Source organism: Paenibacillus salivarius, from assembly GCF_051307165.1.
GTDB lineage: Bacteria > Bacillota > Bacilli > Paenibacillales > Paenibacillaceae > Fontibacillus.
The window spans coordinates 5,596,754-5,619,068 of sequence record NZ_CP195592.1 but is presented as its reverse complement, the minus strand read 5'-3'; the positions used below and the strand labels follow the sequence as shown (position 1 = coordinate 5,619,068).

General features: G+C 53.7%; 19 protein-coding genes. All 19 read left to right on the top strand.

Translation table 11 applies throughout. The features are described from left to right. The first annotated feature begins 319 nt into the window (after positions 1–319). The 19 genes from ACSFXJ_RS26010 to yycI all read left to right on the top strand — a co-directional run bounded on the left by ACSFXJ_RS26010 (position 320) and on the right by yycI (position 22,307). Complete coding sequence (locus ACSFXJ_RS26010; protein WP_435923198.1) at positions 320–2,062, top strand: peptide-binding protein; 1,743 nt, start codon at positions 320–322, stop codon at positions 2,060–2,062. A gap of 118 nt (positions 2,063–2,180) precedes the next feature. After that, a complete protein-coding gene (locus tag ACSFXJ_RS26005) occupies positions 2,181–3,152 on the top strand; it encodes an ABC transporter permease (protein ID WP_435923197.1) in 972 nt (323 codons plus the stop codon). 56 nt (positions 3,153–3,208) lie between these two features. Continuing rightward, positions 3,209–4,159, top strand: a complete 951-nt coding sequence (locus ACSFXJ_RS26000) for an ABC transporter permease (RefSeq protein ID WP_435925875.1) — start codon at positions 3,209–3,211, stop codon at positions 4,157–4,159. Continuing rightward, entirely contained in the window at positions 4,126–5,154 is a 1,029-nt protein-coding gene (locus ACSFXJ_RS25995) for an ABC transporter ATP-binding protein (protein WP_435923196.1), read from the top strand. Before ACSFXJ_RS26000 ends, ACSFXJ_RS25995 begins: the two co-directional genes overlap by 34 nt. 14 nt (positions 5,155–5,168) lie before the next feature. After that, positions 5,169–6,212 (top strand): ABC transporter ATP-binding protein, encoded by a 1,044-nt coding sequence (locus tag ACSFXJ_RS25990; RefSeq protein WP_435925874.1) that lies wholly within the window; start codon positions 5,169–5,171, stop codon positions 6,210–6,212. Between the two features lie 198 nt (positions 6,213–6,410). Continuing rightward, positions 6,411–7,508 (top strand): LCP family protein, encoded by a 1,098-nt coding sequence (locus ACSFXJ_RS25985; protein WP_435925873.1) that lies wholly within the window; start codon positions 6,411–6,413, stop codon positions 7,506–7,508. Between the two features lie 145 nt (positions 7,509–7,653). After that, the gene (locus ACSFXJ_RS25980; RefSeq protein ID WP_435923195.1) at positions 7,654–8,082 is read left to right on the top strand and encodes a CBS domain-containing protein; all 429 of its coding nucleotides are present in this window, start codon (positions 7,654–7,656) and stop codon (positions 8,080–8,082) included. A gap of 148 nt (positions 8,083–8,230) precedes the next feature. Then, positions 8,231–8,533, top strand: coding sequence for a MazG-like family protein (locus tag ACSFXJ_RS25975; RefSeq protein WP_435923194.1), 303 nt, complete (start codon positions 8,231–8,233; stop codon positions 8,531–8,533). Positions 8,534–8,539: 6 nt separating this feature from the next. Further along, the gene (locus tag ACSFXJ_RS25970; protein WP_435923193.1) at positions 8,540–9,460 is read left to right on the top strand and encodes a YybS family protein; all 921 of its coding nucleotides are present in this window, start codon (positions 8,540–8,542) and stop codon (positions 9,458–9,460) included. A gap of 11 nt (positions 9,461–9,471) precedes the next feature. Beyond that, the gene (locus ACSFXJ_RS25965) at positions 9,472–11,457 is read left to right on the top strand and encodes a DHH family phosphoesterase (protein ID WP_435923192.1); all 1,986 of its coding nucleotides are present in this window, start codon (positions 9,472–9,474) and stop codon (positions 11,455–11,457) included. Beyond that, complete coding sequence (gene rplI, locus ACSFXJ_RS25960; protein ID WP_435923191.1) at positions 11,454–11,897, top strand: 50S ribosomal protein L9; 444 nt, start codon at positions 11,454–11,456, stop codon at positions 11,895–11,897. The genes ACSFXJ_RS25965 and rplI overlap by 4 nt, the downstream gene beginning before the upstream one ends. A 3-nt stretch (positions 11,898–11,900) precedes the next feature. After that, positions 11,901–13,262, top strand: coding sequence for a replicative DNA helicase (gene dnaB / locus ACSFXJ_RS25955; RefSeq protein ID WP_435923190.1), 1,362 nt, complete (start codon positions 11,901–11,903; stop codon positions 13,260–13,262). 211 nt (positions 13,263–13,473) lie between these two features. Beyond that, positions 13,474–14,760, top strand: a complete 1,287-nt coding sequence (locus tag ACSFXJ_RS25950; protein WP_435923189.1) for an adenylosuccinate synthase — start codon at positions 13,474–13,476, stop codon at positions 14,758–14,760. A gap of 225 nt (positions 14,761–14,985) precedes the next feature. Further along, positions 14,986–15,741 carry a hypothetical protein gene (locus tag ACSFXJ_RS25945; RefSeq protein WP_435923188.1) on the top strand — a complete coding sequence of 252 codons (756 nt, stop codon included), beginning with the start codon at positions 14,986–14,988 and terminating at the stop codon, positions 15,739–15,741. Between the two features lie 252 nt (positions 15,742–15,993). Beyond that, the gene (locus tag ACSFXJ_RS25940) at positions 15,994–17,568 is read left to right on the top strand and encodes a peptidoglycan DD-metalloendopeptidase family protein (RefSeq protein ID WP_435923187.1); all 1,575 of its coding nucleotides are present in this window, start codon (positions 15,994–15,996) and stop codon (positions 17,566–17,568) included. 135 nt (positions 17,569–17,703) lie between these two features. Next, on the top strand, positions 17,704–18,420 hold the full coding sequence (yycF, locus tag ACSFXJ_RS25935) for a response regulator YycF (protein WP_435923186.1): 717 nt from the start codon (positions 17,704–17,706) through the stop codon (positions 18,418–18,420). A 1-nt stretch (position 18,421) separates the two neighbouring features. Continuing rightward, positions 18,422–20,245, top strand: coding sequence for a cell wall metabolism sensor histidine kinase WalK (gene walK / locus ACSFXJ_RS25930; RefSeq protein ID WP_435923185.1), 1,824 nt, complete (start codon positions 18,422–18,424; stop codon positions 20,243–20,245). Next, on the top strand, positions 20,242–21,534 hold the full coding sequence (locus tag ACSFXJ_RS25925; RefSeq protein WP_435923184.1) for a YycH family regulatory protein: 1,293 nt from the start codon (positions 20,242–20,244) through the stop codon (positions 21,532–21,534). Before walK ends, ACSFXJ_RS25925 begins: the two co-directional genes overlap by 4 nt. 23 nt (positions 21,535–21,557) lie before the next feature. Then, the gene (gene yycI, locus ACSFXJ_RS25920) at positions 21,558–22,307 is read left to right on the top strand and encodes a two-component system regulatory protein YycI (protein WP_435923183.1); all 750 of its coding nucleotides are present in this window, start codon (positions 21,558–21,560) and stop codon (positions 22,305–22,307) included. The last annotated feature ends 8 nt before the right edge of the window (positions 22,308–22,315 follow it).

Here is a 22,315-nt window from a genome sequence, read left to right as displayed (position 1 = left end):
CGCAAGTTATTAACCGCTGGTTTATATTTTGATGCTGTGATGCTTTATCACGGTAATCGAAACTTATGAAATTTTGGTTAATCTTCTAATCTGTTTTAGTCATTCCTCTTAGACACCTAGAACGAAATACAACTCCAATCATGCAAGACATCCGCACATCTTGAATTCAGCACGTAGAAGGATCTTTGACTCCGGTTTTCAAATTTTTCACTATAAATAGTCGTAAACAGAGGAGGTATGAGAGAGAGAAAATTTTTTTATATTTAAGTGGTAATTTTTGAAACAAATAACTACATATTCAAGAGGAGGAATCTTTCGCATGAGGTCAAAACGGTTGAATTGGTGGTCATTATTACTAATTATATCGCTGATCGGGATTCTGTTCACAGGGTGCAGTACAAACAACAGCGCTTCTAACCCCACTCCGACGGAAACAAACACGTCCACGAATGATGGCGGCACAAATGCGGAGAAAGATACGCCTCCCGCAGATGGCCCGGTTGACGGCGGGACGATTACGATCAGTTCATTTTCCGATATCGTCAGCTTGAATCCGATATATACCAACGATACGACTTCCGGTGATGTAATCCAGTTTGTGTTTGCGAAATTGTACGATTTGAACCGGGAAGGAAACGTGACCGCCGAACCATGGTCGCTGGCCGCTGAGGCGCCACAGGTTTCCGAGGACGGGAAAACCTATACAGTCAAGTTAAAGGACACCGCAAAATGGAGCGACGGCCAACCGGTCACTGCAGACGATATTATTTATACATTTGATACCGTACGGAACCCCGATACGGGCGCACCAGGCATCAGTACATTTGATAAAGTCGATAAAGTCGAGAAAGTGGATGACAAGACGGTAAAAATCACGCTGAAACAGATTTATGCACCGTTCCAATACTCTTTGGTTACGGAAATCGTTCCGGCACACGTACTGAAGGATGTACCGGTTAAAGAACTTCAGGCGCATGCATACGGTAAAGATCCTGCCAAAACGGTGACGAGCGGACCTTGGAAATGGACGGCTTGGAAGCAAGGGGAAAGCCATACGCTGGACGTCAACCCGGATTATTGGGGTGAAGTGAAGCCGCACATTTCCCAAATCGTTTATAAAATTTATGCGGACCAAAATACGGAAGTGCAGGCCCTGTTGAAAGGCGATACCGACCATATCAGCGCCATCCCGGTCACACAGGTTGAAGCGGTCAAGAAAAACAACGAAATCGCAATTATCGAAAAACCGGGCGCGCAATACGAGTATCTGAACTTCAACTTTGATCCTAAGAACTTCCCGGATAATTTCGGATTGTTTGAAGGACAAAAGACAAGACAGGCAATCGCGCATGCGATCAACCGTCAAGGTATGGTCGACAACATTCTGAAGGGCGTCGGCGCCTTGATGAATGCACCGTTCCTCCCGGATACTTGGGCAGATCCGAAGGATGCGGCCGTGAACTACGATTACAGTGCTGAAAAAGCGAAGCAACTGCTTGCTGAAGACGGATGGGTTCCAGGAAAAGACGGTATTCTGGAGAAAGACGGACATCGTTTTGCATTTGAACTTCAATACAACGCGGGTAACAGCCGTCGTGAGCAAGTGGCGGCAGTCATTCAGCAAAACTTGAAGGATGTGGGTATCGAGGTTACGCCGAAGGGGATCGACTTTGCGGCATGGATCGACCAAAACGTAACGCCGGGTAAGTATCAGGCGCTGCTTCTGGCCTGGTCGCTGAATACGCCGGATCCGGATGCGGAGAGCGTATTCTCCTCGAAATACTTCCCGCCGGCCGGTCAAAACAGCGGCTGGTACAAGAACGAAAAGCTGGATCAATTGTGGGTGGACGGATACTCCACCGTGGATCAAAACGAACGTAAAGAAATCTACAAGGAAGTAGCCAAAGAAATCTCCACCGATTTGCCATATGTATTCCTGTATCAATATGGTCAGGCGATCGGTACGGGACCTCGGGTTCACTGGGCCGAAGAAGACAGACCGGAGCCGTCGCTCGGATACGGGCAGTACTTCCACATCATCAAATGGTGGGTAACCGACTAACGAACGGATACGGGAAATAGAATCACTGGAGGGGAAAGAGGGGGATCTCTTTCTCCTTCTCCTTATAGAGGGGAATTCCTGTGATTTCTATACTTGTAATAAATAGGAGGATCGAACGATGACAGAATATCTGGTCCGTCGCCTGCTGCAATCGGTGCTGGTTATTTTTTTGATTACGGTTCTTACGTTTTTATTGATCCATGCCGCCCCGGGCGGTCCGACGCAAGTGATGCTCTCCCCGGGCTTGTCCCCGGAAGCGATGGAGCAACAGAAAATCAATATGGGCCTGGACAAACCGCTGCCTGTTCAATATCTCAAATGGGTCGGGGATTTGCTTCAGGGCGATTTGGGATATACGTTCAAAAATCACATTCCGGTCGGCGATCTGTTATGGCCGCGGATTGCCAATACTTTTATCCTTATGGGCGCCGCTTTGATCGTATCCCTGATTATTGCGATCCCCTGGGGGATATATAACAGTACGAAAGAATACGGATTTTCCGACCAGACAGCTTCATTTATTTCCTATGTGGGCTTTGCCATGCCTACCTTCTGGTTCGGGATATTGCTGCAGCAATATCTTTCGCTGGGACTGGACTGGTTCCCGCTGTCCGATATGCACACTAGAGGCAAAGAAGGAAATATCGGCGACCTGTTTATGCATTTGGTGCTTCCGGTGACCGTATTGGCGCTGGGATCTCTTGCTTCTTACATGAAATATTCAAGAGCCAGCATGCTGGAAGTGCTGGATCAGGATTATATCCGAACCGCCAGGGCTAAAGGGGTTAAGGAGCGCAAGGTGGTTTTCCGGCATGCCCTTCGAAACGCGATGATTCCGATTATCACCATCCTTGGATTGGATCTTCCTATCCTGGTTTCGGGCGCGGTGCTGACCGAAAATGTGTTTAACTGGCCCGGCATGGGGCGTTTATATGTGGAAATGGCCATTGCCCGGGAATATTCCGTGCTAATGGCGATTACCATTGTAATCGCGGTGATGGTCGTCATCGGCAACCTGTTGGCGGATATTTTGTATGCGGTCGTGGATCCGCGCGTCAAGCTTGGTAGCAAAGGAGGCAGAGCCGCATGAGCGATCTGAATGCCCAAGTATCCGCGAATGCCGGACAAGATCTCGCCGAGACAGGAATGCCGCCGGGCCTCCAGGAGCCTATGCCGGCCAATCCGTCCAAGAAGCCTCCGGGCCCTTGGAGAATGCTTTGGAGGAAGTTTTCCCGCAACCCTTATGCGATGACGGGGCTGGGCGTGCTGCTGTTTTTTGTCGTCATGGCCATCCTTGCTCCGGTCCTTACGAAGTTTGAACCCGACCGGATCGACATGATGTTCCCGAATTTGAAGCCCGGCGATCAAGGACACTTGCTCGGAACGGATGAGCTGGGAAGAGATATATTTTCAAGATTGCTGTATAGCGCACGGATTTCGTTGACGATCGGTTTTTCCGTAGCCATCGCCTCCGTCGTGATCGGTTCGGTCATCGGAGCGATTTCGGGGTATTTCGGCGGCTGGGCGGACACCATCTTTATGCGGATCGTCGACGTCATGAACTCGGTACCGACTTTGTTTTTGAATATTTTAGTGCTGGCGATTTTCGGGTCGGAAATCAAATACATGATTATGATTCTAGCGTTGACGAGCTGGATGAGCATCGCGCGATTGGTACGGGGCGCATTCCTACAGCTTAGGGAGATGCAGTACGTGGAAGCCGCAAAGGCAATCGGCGTATCCAGTTGGGGCATTATTTTCAGGCATTTGTTAAGGAATTCAAGCTTCCCGATCATCGTTAACGCAACACTGATGGTCGGCAGCGCGATTTTGAGCGAATCGGCGTTGTCCTTCCTTGGCCTTGGCGTCCAAGCACCGGATACGAGCTGGGGGTTAATGCTGAGTAATGCCCAGGAGTTTATGTTGGTCGATAAGATGCAGGCGGTTTATCCCGGCTTGTGTATCCTGATTGTCGTATTGGCTGTCAACTTTATCGGCGACGGCATCAGGGATGCGCTTGATCCGCGGCAAAACATGTCCAAAACCCGGAGGAGGCTGAAATTATGGCGGAAAAATTACTCGAAATCCGGCAACTGACGGTTGGATTTGTAACGGATCAAGGGCTGATCAAGGCGACCGACGAAATTTCGCTGTCCATCGAAAAAGGCAAGACCGTTTGCCTGGTCGGTGAATCCGGTAGCGGGAAGAGCGTAACCTCCCTCGCAATTATGCGTTTGATCGATTATGCCGGCGGCGTCCTTGCCGGGGGAAGTATCGAATATAAAGGTGAGGATCTGGCAAACAAGACTCAGGAGGAAATGCGCCATATTCGCGGAAACCGGATCGCCATGATCTTTCAGGACCCGATGTCCTCGTTGAATCCGGTATTTACGGTTGGGGACCAGATCGCGGAAAGTTTGCGGTTGCATCAAAACATGAGCGGAGACAAAGCTTGGGACGCGGCGGTGAATATGCTGCGGATGGTCGGGATCCCGGCTCCGGAAATCCGTGCGAAGCAATACCCGCATGAGCTGTCCGGCGGGATGTGCCAGCGCGTCGTCATCGCTATTGCGCTTGCCTGCAATCCTGAGCTGCTGATTGCGGATGAGCCGACGACGGCGCTCGATGTGACCGTACAGGCGCAAATTCTCGATTTGCTCCGCAAGCTTCAGTCGGAATTGGGGATGTCCATTTTGCTGATCACTCACGACATGGGCGTGGCGGCGGAGATGGCGGACCGCATCGCCGTGATGTATGCCGGAGCGATTGTGGAGGAAGGTACGGTGGAGGCGATCTTCGGCAACCCGAGCCACCCTTACACGAACGGCCTGCTGCAATCGATCCCGGGCTTTGAAGGCGAACGGGGGACGGAATTGTATACGATCCAGGGGACGATTCCGCCGATCGGGCAGCTTCCTTCAGGCTGTCGCTTCCATCCGCGTTGTCCGCATGCCATGGACATATGCCGCCAGAAAGAGCCGTTTGATTTTCTCGTCGGCGAAGATCACCGTACGGCTTGTTGGTTGTTTGAAGACAGGCCGGTGGCGCTGGTAGACGGAAGAGGCGGCAGAGAAGAGGTGAAGCGGGCATGAGCATGCAGATCAAGATGAATCATGAGCCGATGGCCGGAAGAAGTACCGCTAACACGGCAACCGAAGAAAATATTTTAATCGACGTTAGACATTTGAAAAAATACTTTCCTATTCATAAAGGCCTGCTCAGCCGGGTCGTCGGCCAGGTCAAAGCGGTGGACGATGTATCGCTTGCGATTCGCAAGGGCGAAACCTTCGGGCTCGTCGGGGAATCGGGCTGCGGCAAATCCACGCTGGGACGCGTTATTTTGCGTCTGCAGGGAGCGACGGACGGAGAGGTCATTTTTAACGGAAAAGACATCCACGCGATGGGTGGAAAAGAATTACAGGCCTTGCGCGAAGAAATGCAAATCATTTTCCAGGACCCGTTCGGTTCGCTCAATCCGCGGTTTCTCGTGAAAGATATCATCGGAGAGCCGCTTCGGGTTCACCGTAAAATGTCCGCGAGACAAATCGATGATCGGGTCGTGGAACTGATGGAACTGGTCGGACTGGATGCTTCCCGGCGGAACCGGTATCCGCATGAATTTTCCGGGGGGCAGCGGCAGCGGATCGGTATTGCCCGGGCAATTGCGCTGAATCCCCAGTTTATCGTGGCGGATGAGGCGGTCTCGGCGCTGGACGTATCCGTCCAATCGCAGGTGATTAATTTGCTGATGAAGCTGCAAAAAGAACTGGGCCTCACCTTTTTGTTCATCGCGCACGGATTGAATGTCGTCCGGCATATTTCGGACCGGGTTGGCGTGATGTATCTGGGTAAGCTTGTGGAAGTGGCGGAGACGGAGGCGCTGTTTGCAGCCCCGCTGCATCCTTATACGGCTGCGCTGCTGTCCGCGATCCCGAAACCGACGCCCGGCAAACGCCAAGAGCGGATCGTGCTTCAAGGCGATGTGCCGTCTCCGGCCAACCCGCCGTCCGGCTGCCGGTTTCATACGCGCTGTCCGCTAGCCCAGGGGAAATGCTCCCAGGTAGAGCCTCTGTTGGAAGAAGTTAAACCTGGCCGCCAGGTTGCGTGTCATTTTCCATTAATTAATAGCAACGATAAAAAAACGAACTAACCGTCGCCGCGCATGGATCGGCACCGAGCCCGCCCTCCAAGAATGAGAGGGCGGGCTTTGTTTCCAATAGTAACATTGTTGTACCGAAAAACGTCTATATGGTATAGTACGAAACGGTAGAGGTTTTTTTACTTGGAAATCAAGTCGTTCATTTATATAAGTTTTACATGAAATAATTCGTTGAGATGGAGGCATATGATGTTAAAAAGAGAGAAACGGGTAAAGAAGAAGGGGAACCCGGGCAACCGAGGCAAAAAGTGGATGATCGTTCTCTTGGTACTTGTTATTCTCGGGGCGGGAGGATATGTGTTCCGCAAACCTTTGGCCGTCATGGCGTTTGATCTGTTCCTTTCGGGCCAAGTGGAAAAGAAACTGGAGCAATCCTACGCGCCGTTGGCAGGTGAAGAGCCTAAGCCGGTGGTGAAGAAAGAGGAGAAACTGAAGCCATTCAGCACGCTCTTGCTTGGGGTTGACCAGCGGGCAAACGAACCGGCCCGTTCGGATACGATGATTTATGCGGTGATACGCCCGGAGGAATCGCGAGTATTGCTGATTTCGATTCCGCGGGATACGTACACGGAAATCGTCGGCAAGGATAAGGAAGACAAGATTAACCATGCTTACGCGTTCGGCGGCGAGAAGATGGCCAAGGATACGGTGGAGAATTTCCTGGGCAGCCCGGTCGACTACTACGCGGCCATCAATTTTGAAGGCTTGCGGAATGTCGTTGATGCATTGGGCGGTATCGAGCTTCCGATTACGGAGGATATCGTCAACAAGCATAAGGACCATGAGAAATTTACGATTAAGGCCGGAAAACCGTTATACGACGGGACGGAGGCGCTCAACTTCGTTCGGTATCGCGAGGATAGCGACTTTAACCGGACCAAACGGCATCAAGTATTCCTGAATGCCATTGTGGATCGCATGCTGAAACTGGACCAGGTTTCGAAAATTCCCGATTTGATGGATATGCTCGGAAACAATTTCAAGACGGATATGATGCCGAGTTATATTATTGATCTTTCCAAGAAGGTATTGCTCGCGGATCAAAGCCCTTCCATTCAAGGCTTCACGATTATGGGGGAAGGTTTCCGCAAGAACGGCGTGTACTATGATGCGGCCAATGAAGAGGATCTGGAGTATGCGAAGCAGATGATTGCAAGCTGGAGCAATCCCGATACGGCTTCGGGCGAACTGCTGATGCCGGGAGACCGCGACAAAGAGAAAGAAAATGCTACAAGCGATGCTACGGGCAGCAATAACGGAAACAACTCGGAATCAACGACGAATTAGCACTTATTCATGTATATAATCATTCATCAGACTCGGCAGTCCGGTTTTCCGGCTGCCGATTTCGCGCCATACGGCGGAACGGATACGGGTTTGAAACGTACAATCATTAGGTTGGGGATAAGGATTTTGAGGAGGAACTAGTTGCATGAATATTGCGTTTTTTTTACTGCCGAAGAATGATGTAGTGACGGTAACCTTGGATTCGACGTTGCGGCAGACGCTGGAAAGGATGGAGTTTCACCGGTATTCGGCGGTGCCGATCCTTGATCGGAACGGCGTTTATGTCGGGACGGTCACCGAGGGAGACCTGCTCTGGTATATGAAGAACTCGGACGGCAAGGTCAATTTTGAGACCGCTTCAAAATTCCACCTGCGGGATGTCCCGCTCAAAATGGATATTAAGCCGGTGTCGATCGACGCCGATATGGAGGACTTGATCAACCTTGCGAAGGTACAGAACTTCGTGCCGGTCGTGGATGACATGGGCCGGTTTATCGGAATCGTCCGCCGCAGTCAGATCATCGAATATTGCGAAAAGTTCGTGACCCGAAACACCTCTGTGACGAAGCTATAAATTGAGTTGTAAAAACCATGTTCCACCGTTGCGTCAATTGCCCTAATTGCTTTATGCTATAATGAAGAATAAGCTGTGGGAGGTCGTTCAAAAAGCCGATCGGCTTTTTGGATAAGCACTTTCGTGGGGAGGATAGAAGCTGTCGACCATGCAAAGGGAAATGGATGTTGCCAAACGTGCCAAAGTGATTGAATGGTTGAAAACCGAAGTCGTCGATCACGTATCCCGATTATTCAAAGCATTATGGGAAGGCAGCACGACAAGAATAACGGACGCAATCGCCAGCCTGATCGTCAGCAGTTATATTCTGGGACGCAGACTGGGAGTAACCTATCGGGATATGGATGAAGCTATCCTGGAAAAGTTGAAAAAACATAAGCAGGAAGGGCACCAGCTCGAGGATTGGTATCAGGATATTTCTACATTGGAAGAACATATGCGTAAGAGGTGAACCCATTTGAAGCTGCGCTGGACATCCGTGGCCTGGAGCGTCGTTTATTTGTTGCTCTTGTTGTCACTTGCTACTCCGCTAACGGTCGTCACAACCTTTTTTCTGATTGTGCCGGTCGTTCTGTTATATGCGACCTTATCGACCAAAGCGTTCGTTGTGCATATCGCGCCGGTCTGGATCTTATGCAGCCTGATTCTGGGGCCGGTGGCATTGCTCCAGGCGGTTTATTTTTTGATACCGGGCGTGGTTATGGGGCATTTGTATAAGAAAAGAGCTTCCGCGCTTCGGACGATTTTGTCGGGAGCCGGTGCAATTATGGCCCTATTTTTATTGGTGCTGCTCATCAGCACGGTGTTTTTCAAATTCAATCTGGCTACGGCCATTGAGGATATCATCAATACGGCGATGGAGCCGCTGCAAAACGTGGCGGACACTTCCATGACGGGAGGCATCGTCTGGTCTCCGGAAATGAGCCAGCAGGTTTCCAGCCTGACGATTCGGCTTATTCCGTTTACGATGATCGTCTGTTCGCTGGTGATGGCGACGATTGCCCATGCCGTAGCGCGCCCGACCCTGGGCAGCATGGGGCTGGTTGTTCCGAAGCTTCCTCCGCTCCGGGACTGGCGTATGCCGCGGTCGCTGATCTGGTATTACCTGGTCGGCATTCTGCTGCAAATGTTCGGGGGAGAAGCCGTGAACCAAGGCTTCCTGGGCACGATTTTACTCAATGCGATGCCGCTTCTGCAATTTTTGTTCATGATTCAGTCGGCGAGTCTGTTCTTCTTTGCGGCTTACCACCGGAAATGGAATCCGGCGATCCCGGTGCTGCTTGTGGTGGCGTTGTTTATCGTTCCGCCGCTTCGCATCGTCGGGATTCTGGACATTGCTTTTCCGCTGCGCGAGATGCTTACAAGACCAAGACGATAGGGTGAGAAGGCATGCCAAGTTTATTGCAAAAGCGCTGGCACGGTTACCAGACCGCGTGGATGTTCATGCTCCAGCTGCTCCTCGTCATTTTCGTCTCCTTCTATAACTGGATTCTCGGCTTGATCGGCTTATGCCTCGTATGTGTGCTGGGATATCTGATGCTGCAGGCGGAACGCCGTTTCCGTCAGGATCTGGTCAAATACGTCACGGATTTGACCTACCGGATTAAGCGGGTTGAAGGGGAAGCGGTCGGCCGGTTACCGTTCGGCATCATGCTGTACAGCGAAGACCGGACGGTAGAGTGGCATAACCGGTTTGTGAGCGGGATGTACGGCAAGGACACGGTCGTCGGTATGCCGCTTACGGAGCTGCTGCCGCCTTTACCGCAGCCGGGCAAGGACAAGAAGGATGCGAAGACGGCGGGAAAATCGACCGTGGAGGTCGTGGCCAACGAACGCCATTATGAACTGACGATCGACCATGACGAACGGCTGATTTATATCCATGATATGACGGAGCTGGCCGTGCTGCGGGAACGTTATGAGAATGAACGGCCGGCGCTCGGCATCATCATGCTGGACAATTTGGACGAAGCCGCGGCGGGAATGGACGACCAGCAGCGGACCGCGCTGATCGCGCGCGTCGCGTCGGCGATCACGGAATGGGCCAAGCAGTACCGCATTTACCTGCGGCGGCTGTCATCCGAACGATATCTGATGATGCTGAATCAGAGATCGCTGAACGAACTGGAGCAAAGCCGGTTCGTGATTTTGGACGAGGTCCGCGAGATGACCGCGGACTTGAAGGTGCCGATGACGCTGAGCATCGGCCTCGCCTTCGGCTACGAGCGCTTCAGCGAACTGGGCGAACTCGCCCAGTCGAGTCTGGATATGGCGCTCGGGCGCGGGGGTGACCAGGCCGCGGTGAAGGCCGGTCAGCGCTTGTCTTTCTACGGCGGCAAGACCGGCGCCGTAGAGAAGCGGACGCGGGTGCGCGCCCGCGTCATCGCGCATGCGCTGCGCGATCTGATGCAGGAGGGCGATCGCGTCCTCATCATGGGCCATCGGGTGCCCGACCTTGACGTCATCGGGGCCTCCATCGGCGTGATGAAGGCCGCCGATATGTACAACGTCGAGGCGCACATCGTGCTCGATGGCCCGAACCCCGGGATCGAACGGCTCATGGAGCGGATCGATCAGGATGAAGCGCTGGCGCGCCGGTTTATCTCGCCGGAGCAGGCGCTCGGGATGATGACGCCGCATACGCTGCTCGTCGTCGTCGACACCCACAAGGCGTCGATTACGATGGAGCCGCGCCTGGTGGAGGCGGCCCGGCGGGTCGTTGTGGTGGATCACCACCGCCGAGGCGAGGAATTCATCAACGATGCGGTGCTCGTGTACCTCGAGCCGTACGCCTCCTCGGCGTGCGAGCTTGTCACCGAGCTGCTGCAGTACATCCACGAGAAGGTCGAGCTGAGTCCGCTTGAAGCGACAGCCTTGCTGGCGGGCATCACGGTCGATACGAAGCACTTTGCCTTGCATACCGGGTCGCGCACGTTTGAAGCGGCCGCCTCTTTGCGGAGGATGGGCGCGGACACGGCCATGGTGCAGCGGCTGCTTAAGGAAGATTTGCAAGAATACATCGCCAAGGCCGACATTATCAAGCACGCCCGCATGATACACGGGCATATCGCCCTGGCGGTGACCGAGCCGAACCGGAAAATCCCGCAGCTGTTGATCGCCCAGGTGGCGGATACGCTGCTCAATATGACCAACGTGCTGGCATCGTTCGTGATCAGCGAACGGCCAGACGGCCTGATCGGGATCAGCGCCCGGTCGCTCGGTAGCATGAACGTCCAGGTCGTCATGGAACGGCTCGGCGGCGGCGGGCATTTAACCAATGCGGCAGTACAATTGGAAGGCACCCAGGCGGAGGCGGAGCAACGTCTGCTGGCCGTGCTGGATGAAATAGAGAAGGAAGAGGGGTTATTCGAATGAAAGTAATCTTTTTGCAAGATGTTAAAGGTCAAGGTAAAAAAGGCGAGATTAAGAACGTATCCGAAGGGTATGCTCAAAACTTCCTGATTCCGCGCGGGCTGGTTCGTCCGGCGACGGACGGCAATGTGAAAACGCTGGAAAATCAGACGGCGGCCGAAGTGAAGCGCAAGGAGAAGGAAAAGGAAGAGGCTATCGCACTCGGCAAAAAGCTGGAGGAAATGACGGTCACGCTGAAAGCGAAAGCGGGCGAGGGCGGCCGTTTATTCGGGGCAATCACGAGCAAGCAGGTGGCCGAGGCTTTGGAGAAAGCCGGCGTGAAAATCGATAAACGCAAAATCGATCTTCATGAACCGATCCGCACGCTGGGGGTAACCCAAGTGCCGGTGAAGCTCCATCCTGAAGTAAAGGCGACGTTCAAGGTTCAGGTTACGGAGGAGTAACAGATGAGTACCGATCCATTCTATGACCGGATGCCCCCGCAAAACCTGGAGGCCGAGCAGGCGGTGCTCGGAGCGGTTTTGCTCCATTCCGAAGCGCTCATTACAGCAATGGAGCGAGTACGTACCGAGGATTTCTATGATAAGCCCCATCAATTGATCTATGAAACGATGGTCCAGCTTGGCGAGGAAGGCCAGCCGATCGACTTGGTGACGCTGACTTCTCGTTTGCAAGACCGTGGTGAACTGGAGGAAATCGGCGGGGTCAGCTATTTGGCGAAACTCGCTCATGCGGTGCCGACGGCGGCCAACGTGGATTATTATGCGCGCATTATCGAAGAAAAATCGATGCTGCGCCGCCTGATCCGGACGGCTACGCAAATCGTCAGCGACGGGTATACCGGCGGCGAGGACGTTTCGGGATTGCTGAGCGATGCCGAACGTCGTATCCTTGAAATTTCGAACCGCCGCTCCGGCAGCGGGTTTATAGCCATCAAGGACGTGCTGATGGAGGTGTTTGACCGGGTCGAGGTACTGCACCAAAACCGCGGCAACACGACCGGCATTCCTTCCGGTTTCGTTGATTTGGACAAGATGACCGCAGGCTTCCAGCGCAACGATTTGATCATCGTGGCCGCGCGGCCTTCCGTAGGTAAAACGGCGTTCGCGCTGAATGTCGCGCAAAATGTGGCCGTTCGCGCCAAGGAAACGGTCGCGATCTTCAGTCTCGAGATGTCCGCGGCCCAGCTCGTTCAGCGGATGATCTGCGCCGAGGCCAACCTCGATGCCGGCGTGATGCGTACCGGCGATTTCAAGGGCGATGACGATTGGGCGAAGCTGACGATGGGCATTGCGGCATTGTCGGAAGCCGAAATCTATATCGACGATACGCCGGGCGTGACCGTGGCCGATATTCGGGCCAAATGCCGGCGGCTGAAGAAGGAGAAGGGGCTCGGCATGATCCTCATCGACTACTTGCAGCTGATTCACGGACGCGGCAAGCCGGGCGAAAACCGGCAGCAGGAAGTTTCGGAAATTTCCCGGACCCTGAAGCAGATTGCCCGTGAGCTGGAAGTGCCGGTGATCGCGCTGTCCCAGCTTAGCCGGGGCGTGGAGCAGCGGCAGGACAAGCGTCCGATGATGTCGGACCTTCGGGAATCCGGTTCGATCGAGCAGGACGCCGATATCGTAGCGTTCTTGTACCGGGACGATTATTACAATCAGGAAACCGAGAAAAAGAACATCATCGAGATCATTATCGCCAAGCAGCGGAACGGTCCGGTAGGAACGGTAGAGCTCGTGTTCCTGAAGAACTTCAACAAGTTCGCCAATTACGAGCGGGCACATGTGGACTCATTCGCAGGCTAATATATAATACTGCTATCGACTAATCCCGAACAATCACGCGTACATTTGTGTGATTGTTCGTTTTTTTATTTGACTTTAAAAATGTAGACTGGTAAACTGGTATTGCTGCCATCAGGCAGTGGAATGATTGATTTATGGAAATTGTTTGTCGGATGTTAAATTATAGAAATGTCAAATACAGGTGCGATAGGCACAAGGCGGGGGAATGTACATGTCAACGGTAGTCGTTGTTGGAACCCAATGGGGAGACGAAGGTAAAGGTAAAATCACGGATTATCTGGCAGAGAGTGCAGATGTGGTGGCCCGTTATCAAGGCGGCAACAACGCCGGTCACACCATTCTTATCGACGGCAAGAAGTACAAACTCACCTTGATTCCGTCAGGCATCTTCAATCAAAATAAACGCTGCGTTATCGGCAATGGGGTTGTCATTAACCCGGCCGCACTGATCGAGGAGATCAACTATGTGGAGGAGAACGGATTCAGCGCGAAGAATCTGGTGATCAGCGATCGCGCTCACGTTATTCTGCCGTACCATTTGGTACTGGATGCTTTGGAGGAAGAACGCAAGGGAGAGAACAAGATCGGGACGACTCGGAAGGGGATCGGGCCGGCGTATATGGATAAAGCCTCCCGCAGCGGCATTCGGATCGCCGATTTGATGGATGCGGAAGAGTTCGAGAGCAAGCTGCGCCATATCATGAAGGAGAAAAATCATCTGATCGAGACTGTCTATGGCGGACAGCCGCTGGACGTGGAGGAAGTACTGCAGCAATATCTGGAGTACGCGGAAATCATCCGTCCGTATGTAGCGGATACGTCAGTGATTTTGAACGAGGCGATCGATGCTGGCGAGAAGGTATTGTTCGAAGGCGCACAAGGCGTCATGCTCGACATCGACCAAGGCACCTATCCATTCGTGACGTCGTCCAATCCGTCGGCCGGCGGGGTCTGCAACGGCAGCGGCGTGGGACCGACGAAAATTCACCAGATCATCGGCGTGGCTAAAGCTTATACGACCCGTGTCGGGGACGGTCCGTTCCCGACCGAGCTGTTCGACGAAGTTGGCCAGATGATTCGCGAAACCGGCCATGAGTACGGCACCGTGACCGGGCGTCCGCGCCGGGTGGGCTGGTTCGACAGCGTGGTTGTTCGCCATACGCGCCGCGTAAGCGGGATTACCGGCCTGTCGCTGAATTCCCTGGACGTGCTGACTGGTCTCAAAACCGTAAAAATCTGCACCGGTTATAAATACCGCGGTGAGATCATCACGCACTACCCGGCCAGCCTGAAAATGCTCGCGGAATGCGAAGCGGTGTACGAGGAAATGCCGGGCTGGACGGAGGACATTTCCGGTGCGAAGACGCTGGAGGATCTTCCGGAAACAACACGCAATTATGTGAAGCGCGTGTCCGAGTTGACGGGCATTCCGATCGCGATTTTCTCGGTCGGCCGTAACCGCAGCCAGACGAACCAAGTGCTGCCGATTTATGAATAAGATATAGCTGAAAAACGAGCCGTTCAGAGCGCAGGGTACCCTGTTTTCTGGACGGTTTTTTGTTTGCGGGCTCTTTGGATAGGGGCCCTTTTAAAAATCGTATATAACCACACGATTCGTCTCTTTTTCTACCTTTCCGAGGTTACTTTCACCTTTGGCCGTCCATACTGATCAATAGGAGAATAGAGTACCGATAGAAAGAAAGGTAGAAGGAGGATATAACAGATGAAATGGATAGGATGGCTGGCGAAGCTGTGCGCGACGGTCGTGATCGTCAGTTTGTTGACAGTGATGACCACAGGGTATGTGGTCAATATGTATATACAATCTTTACTAGACAGCTATAATCTTCCGCTGACGGCCCAGACGCCGACGTTGGGCGGCATGATGAAGGGCATGCTGGGGTTTGGCGGCGGAAAGGCGTCCGGATCGGATCAGAACGGCGTGGAGAAATCGGCGAACGGCAAAGCCGGGAGTACGGAGGACGGCAAGTCGGCTGCCGGGACGGAGGGAGACGTCAGTGTAGCGGATAAAGAAGCCGGCAACGGAACCGGAAGTCAGACGGGAAGCGCCGATGCAACGGGCAATGGATCGAAAGCAGGTGTAAATAGCGACGAAGGGGCCGTGACGGAACCTGCCGGAACACCGGACGGGGAACAACCTCCTGAAGATGCATTATCGGTGATGGGAGGCATCTCTGCCGGAGCCGGTTCGGGAGGGCAGGATGCGCTCGGCCAGGATCAGCAGGTGGTGGTGACTCCGGATGAGATGGAGGCGAAGAAGGACGGGCTTTCCGATAAGGACAAGGAGGAAGTGTTTTCGTTGCTGATGTCCAAACTGCCGCAGGAGGAAATGCAGAAAATGACGGCGGCGATGGAAGACGGTCTGACCGAAGCGGAGATGATCGAGATCGAACAGATTCTATCCAAGTATTTGGATAAGGCCGAATATGCAAAAATCATAAAAATTTTGCAAGGTTAAGAAGCCGTGAAGCAGCAACCCGCTTGCATGATAGCGGTCTCATTCACAGGATTGTAAATTTGTTCCTGATTCAGGATTCGGAAAAACGAAAGCAAAACCCGCTCATGGAGCGGGTTCTTGGCGTTTATGGGCATTTTTGGCGTAAGTTGAAATCTTCAACTCGACTATGTTAAAGTAATCAATAGCGATAAAAAGGTTAAAATTTTGATACTTTTTTTTGTCGAATAGAGTCGAAGTGAAAAGGAGATCAGCATGAGAGGTTTCAGGGGGATACGTTGGCAGCTGTGGCGCAAGGGTGATGAACCGGCGCAAGAGATGAATCACGGCCGTCCGGAAAACGATCAAAAGAGATCCGAAACAAACGAAGAACAGACAGCAGCCGGCGCCAGACGCCGTTCCAGGACACGCCTCATCGCGGGAAGCACCGCGGCAGCCCTTTTGGTTGGAGGCGGCATATATATAGCGGGCCAGCAATACGTAGAGGCCCATACGGTAACCTATTACAACGTTTACGTCGCAGGCAAGGAAATCGGTAAAATTGCCAATGAAGAACAACTGCAAGCGCTCTTTAAACAGAAGGAGCAGGAATATGCGGAAAAATACCCTCAGGTAGAGATGGCCGTAAACACCAAGGGGATTACCACCGTTCAGGACAAGGAATACAAGGCCGAGGTGGATAGCGAGGCCACGCTTAAGAAGCTGGAAGGGATGCTTACCGGCTACGCCAAGGGCGTGGAATTGAAGGTCGACGGCAAAACGATCGGCATCGTCAAGGACGAGGCTACCGCGACAGCGGTACTTGAGCAGATCAAAAACAAGTATGCTCCTGAGGCGCAGACGGCATCGGCCGCGAACACGCTTGCGTCCAAGGTGAAAAAGACCGGGGGAGCGCAGCAAAGCTCCGCGGCATCCTCGGACGCATCCGGCGTGACGGTGGAATCGGTCGATATTAAGGAAAAGGTATCGACCCAAGCGATTGAAGCGGATCCGAACAAAGTGCTGGATGTGAACGAGGCGGTCGCAAAAATCATCCAAGGCGATGAAACCGCCGTTACGTATGAAGTACGCGAGGGCGACACGATCTCATCGATCGCGTCCCGCTTCGGCATAACTCAGAAGGAATTGTTCAGCAATAATCCCGGCGTTAAGGAACTGACTTTGCAAATCGGAACCGAGCTGAAGATCAACGCGGTGCAGCCGGCGCTGACGGTCAAGACGGTGGAGAAGGTATCGGAGCAGATCGAGACGGCGCCTCAAGTCATCATTCGCAAAAGCGACGATATGCGAGCCGGCAAATCCAAAGTCATCTCCGCCGGCGAGAGCGGGCTGAAGACGATGAAGTACCGGATCACGAAGGAGAACGGGGAAGTCATCGCGGAAGAATGGCTCGGCCAGGAGGTCATCAAGGAGTCCAAGCCGAAAATCGTCGTACGCGGGACCAAAGTGGTGCTCGGTGAGGGAACCGGCGACTTTGCCTGGCCGGTATCGGGAGCGACATTAACGAGCAGTTACGGTCAACGGTGGGGTAGGACCCATAAAGGCGTCGACCTGGTCTCCTCCAACCGCAGCATTCTCGCCGCCGATGACGGCGTCGTCATTTTCACGGGTACCAAATCCGGTTACGGAAACTGCATCATTATCGATCACAAAAACGGATACGAGACGCTATACGGTCATTTAAGCAAGATCAGCGTGAAGAAAGGCGAAGTCGTCGAGAAGGGAGCCAAGATCGGCGTGATGGGGAACACCGGCCGTTCGACCGGCACTCACTTGCACTTCGAAATTCACAAGAACGGCAACATTCAAAATCCGATGAAATATTTATGATCAACCGTGACCCGGCCATTTATGGCCGGGTTTTTGTGTAAACTTGGTTATGAAGGGCATGCCCAGGTATGGTAAGATAGAATGGGGTAAGGACAAGATCGGACAAGGTCTTAAAGAACGGGGTGAACGAAGCGTATGCAGGGAAAAATTCTGGTTGTCGACGACGAACAGCCTATCGCGGATATTTTGAAGTTTAATCTGGAGAAAGAGGGCTACGAGGTTATCCTCGCCTTTGACGGTATTGCAGCGGTGGAGCTGGCGTATTCGGAGCAGCCGGATCTTATTCTCTTGGATCTGATGCTCCCCGGCAAGGACGGCATGGACGTCTGCAGGGAAGTTCGGGCCAAATTGCAAACCCCGATCATCATGCTGACGGCGAAGGACGGAGAGATCGACAAGGTGCTGGGCCTGGAGCTTGGCGCGGACGATTATGTCACCAAGCCGTTTAGCACGCGAGAGCTGCTCGCGCGGGTGAAGGCGCAAATGCGCCGCCGCCAACAGATTGCCACCCCCGAGGGGCCTGAAGAGGAACGGCAGGGAATTCACCTGTTCGAGCTGTTTATCGATACGGATACGTATACCGCATACAAGAACGAAGAACCGCTGGACTTGACCCACCGGGAGTTTGAACTGGTGCATTACCTGGTGAGAAACGCCGGAAAGGTCATGACCCGGGAGCACTTGCTGCAGGCGGTATGGGGGTTTGAATATTTCGGGGATGTGCGCACGGTCGACGTGACGATCCGCCGCCTCCGGGAAAAAATCGAGAAGGATCCGAGCAAGCCGGAATATATATTGACGCGGCGCGGGCTCGGTTACATGATGCGCAGCTCCAAGGCGGGTGGGTTCTAGCATGAAGCTGCCCTCCTTCTTTCGCACGATCCAGGCGAAGCTGATCATTATCTACGTGTTGCTGATCCTGATCGCGATGCAGCTGATCGGGGTCTATTTCGTGAGTGCGATGAAGACGTCGCTGACGAACAATTTCACGAAAGAATTGCAGGAACGCGCGGAGCTGCTCTCCGTGCTGGCGGCGCAGAACCTGGGTGTGACCGGAGACTCGGCGGAGGAATCGCTGGAAAACCTGCGGGTGCTGGTAAACAATCTGTTCAACATCAACGGCGCTGAAATTCAGGTGCTGGACGCCAGCGGCAAAGTGCTGACGACGTCCAAGCCGTCGCATGCCGATTATGTCGGCACGAAGAATACGCAAACGGTCGTGAGCCGTGCATTGCAGGGCATTCGCGACAACGAGGAATATATTATCGACGAAGACAATATCCGCAAGAAGGTTGTGGCGAAGCCGGTCGTCAACGAAGGCAAAATCGTCGGCGCGATCTATATCGCGGCATCGATGAACGAGCTGTACGACACGATGGAGCGGATTAACAATATTTTTATATCGGGAATTTTGCTGGCGCTTGCGTTGACGGCGGTGCTGGGCGTTATCCTGGCCCATACGATCACCTCGCCGATCAAGGAGCTGACCCGGCGGGCGACGGCGGTGGCGGAAGGCGAATTTCAGCAAAAGATGCCCGTGCTCGGCAACGATGAAATCGGGCAGCTCAGCAAGGCGTTTAACTACATGACGAGCCGGCTCCGTGATGCGCTCGCCCAGAACGAGGAAGAGAAGGAGAAGCTGGCTTCGATTCTCACGAACATGAGCGATGGCGTGATCGCCACGGACGAAACGGGAAAAATCATTCTGATGAACCGCCGGGCGGGCGAAATGCTGCGGATTCAAGGAGAGCTGCCGGAAAGTGCGGATATGATCACCTTGCTGCGTATTTCCCAGGAAGAACGCGAGATTTTGCAGCTGGGTACGATGCATTCCACCATTTTGGAAAACGAGACGGAAGAAGGCGACACGTTCCTGATTCGGGTGACGTTTACGCCGATCCATCGGCGGGAGGCCGGGATTGTCGGCACGATCGCCGTGCTTCAGGACGTCACGGAGCAGGAACAGCTCGAGGCCTCGCGCCGCGAGTTCGTCGCCAATGTGTCGCATGAGCTGCGCACGCCGCTGACGACGATTAAAAGCTACACCGAGGCGCTGGAGGACGGTGCGATGGAGGACCCGGAGCTGGGGCCGAAGTTCGCCTCGGTCATCCAGAACCAAACCGAGCGGATGATCCGCCTCGTCACGGACTTGCTTCATCTCTCGCGATTGGACTCCAAGGAGGCCCAGCTGCGAAAGCAGCCGGTTTCCGTCATGGAAATGCTGGAGGAGGTCGCGGATCGGTTCTCTTTTCAGATGCAGGAGAAAGGAATCAAGCCGACGCTGTTTATCGCCAGCGAGGTCGGCTCGGCCTGGGCAGACCGGGACCAGATCGATCAGGTGCTGGACAATCTGATGTCGAATGCGATGAAATACACGCCGGAAGGCGGCACGATTACCATAGAAGCCCGTCTAACGGACGACGGCGTGCTGGCCATTTCGGTACAGGATAACGGGATCGGAATCCCGAAAAAGGATCTGGACCGGATTTTTGAGCGGTTCTACCGGGTGGATAAGGCCCGTTCGCGGAATATGGGCGGGACAGGCCTCGGTCTATCCATTGCCCGGGAAATTGTGAAGGCGCACGGCGGGACGATCTCGCTGCAGTCGGAGCTGGGCAAAGGCACCAAGGTGACCTTTACGCTGCCGCAGCATGAACAAGGAGGCGGGAAGCGGTGAAGGAAAGAGTCAAATCGCTGGTACTCGCGCTGCTCGTTCTGTGCAGCCTGGTGCAGAGTTATTTTCTGATTTATCGGCTGCCGGGCAGCGACCCGGTCGTCAAAACCGAAAATGATTACATCAAAACGGAAAATATGGGGCAGGAAGCGAAGGCGGAAGACATGCTGTATCCGTCGCAGATCGCCGTTCATAGGGGTGAAAACCGCCACACGGTGTTTTATCCGGATTCCGCTTTTTACAACTTGATCTATTCCCGTCTCAAAGGGCGTCAATTCGACGGATTCCAGCGGAATGCGCTGGACAATATCAATTGGAACGATATCCGCAGCCGCAACTCGGGGATTGAACTGGAATTCGGCGGGGGCATGCCGGTGTCGTTGCTGCAGAAGGTGATGCAGATCTCGCCCGACCCGTTGTTCGAAGCGGAGACGATCAGCCGGGTGCTGATTTACAATGACGGGAACGATGAACAGGTAAGGGCGTTCTTTTTCAGCTCGCAGGGCGATGTCGTCTACGAAGCCACCAAGGCGGACCTGACCGTACAGGACGTGCGGCAGCAAGTCGACTTCGGCAGGGACTGGGTACCTTATACTCTCGCAAACGGGTATTACATTCCCGAGAAGCCGATTCGCATGGTCGAGACGGGCTTGAACATCGGGCTGTTCTCCGCGGACCAGATGCAGAGCAGTCTTTTCTCCGACCCGAGCATCACCCGTTATATCCGGGAAAAAGACGGTTCCGAGATTTATACGGACGGTAAGCGAAGCTTGCAGGTGAAGCAGGACCGGAACTGGATCAATTACACCGATCCGGCCGCTCCGGCGGCAGGGGAGAACAACCCCGGGCGAAATGCGCTGTCCGCGGTGGATTTTGTAAACCAGCACGGCGGTTGGAACGGCGAGTACATGCTGAAGAAAACGGAAGAAACGGACGCCGAGCGGAATACGGTCGTGTTCCAGCAGTATTACGGGGAAGGGCAATTCGGGGCATTCCCGATTATCGACATTTCTTCGTTTCACTATGGGGAAATTACGCTGGAGATGCGCCAGGGAACGATTGCGGGCTATGAGCGTTCGTTAATGTATGCCAAGGAAGGTTACTGGGATAAAAAGATGGTCGACCTCCCGGGCGGCGACGAGCTGAGGGAGCAGATCCAGCGGATTGAAGAGGAGTCGCCGGTGGTCGGGCTGTTCCCGGCGTACTTGCCGTCGCTGACCACGGACGGATTGTTATTGAAACCGGTCTGGGCCGCCGAATTGAAGAACGGAGCAACCCGGACGTTGTATTAGATGGCTTGAAGGAGGGATCGGGAATGGATTGGGGCCGTGCGAAAAACGTGCTGATTTACGCTTTTTTGCTGCTGAATCTGGTGCTGGGATATCAGTTGTGGAACGATCTGCAGGAGCAGGCGGACTCCAATCCGGACTTTATCTCCCTGGAGAGCAGCATTCAGAAGTCGATGGACGAGAAAAGCGTCAAGGTGCTCGCGAAAATTCCGAGCGAGACGCCGTCGCTGCCGAAAATCTCGTATCGCTTTGTGGACGATGGCCAGAGCGGTAAGCGGATTGATTTGCCGAAACCGGTGGACAGCAAGCTGATCTTTTCTCCGAAAGAGCTGGCCAATGCGCTGAAGGCGAGCCTGCCGGATATCGGAAGCTACTGGTACGATGAGGCGGCGAGCCGGGACGGGGAGTTTGTGCTCCGCCCGCTCGTCGACGGCAAATGGCCGATGTTCAAAATCGAGTTGAAGCTGTATTACAGCAATCAAAAAATACTGTCCTACAGCCGGCAAATGATCGAAGTCGCAAGTCTGGAGGGCGAGAAAAAGCAGCAGGTCCTGTCCGCTTCCAAGGCGCTCGGCAATCTGATCGAGAACTTTTTGCCGGAAGGCTCCGTCGTGACGGAAATTGAGCTGGGCTATTACGGCGAAGTGTTCAATTCCGATGCGCATTTGCCGGCGGCTCCGGCATGGAGGTTTATTTTGGAGAGCGGAAAAGAGTACTATGTGCAGGGCATCAGCGGGGACGTCATCAGTCCGAACACAGAGAAAACAAAGGAGTAATGGGGAGA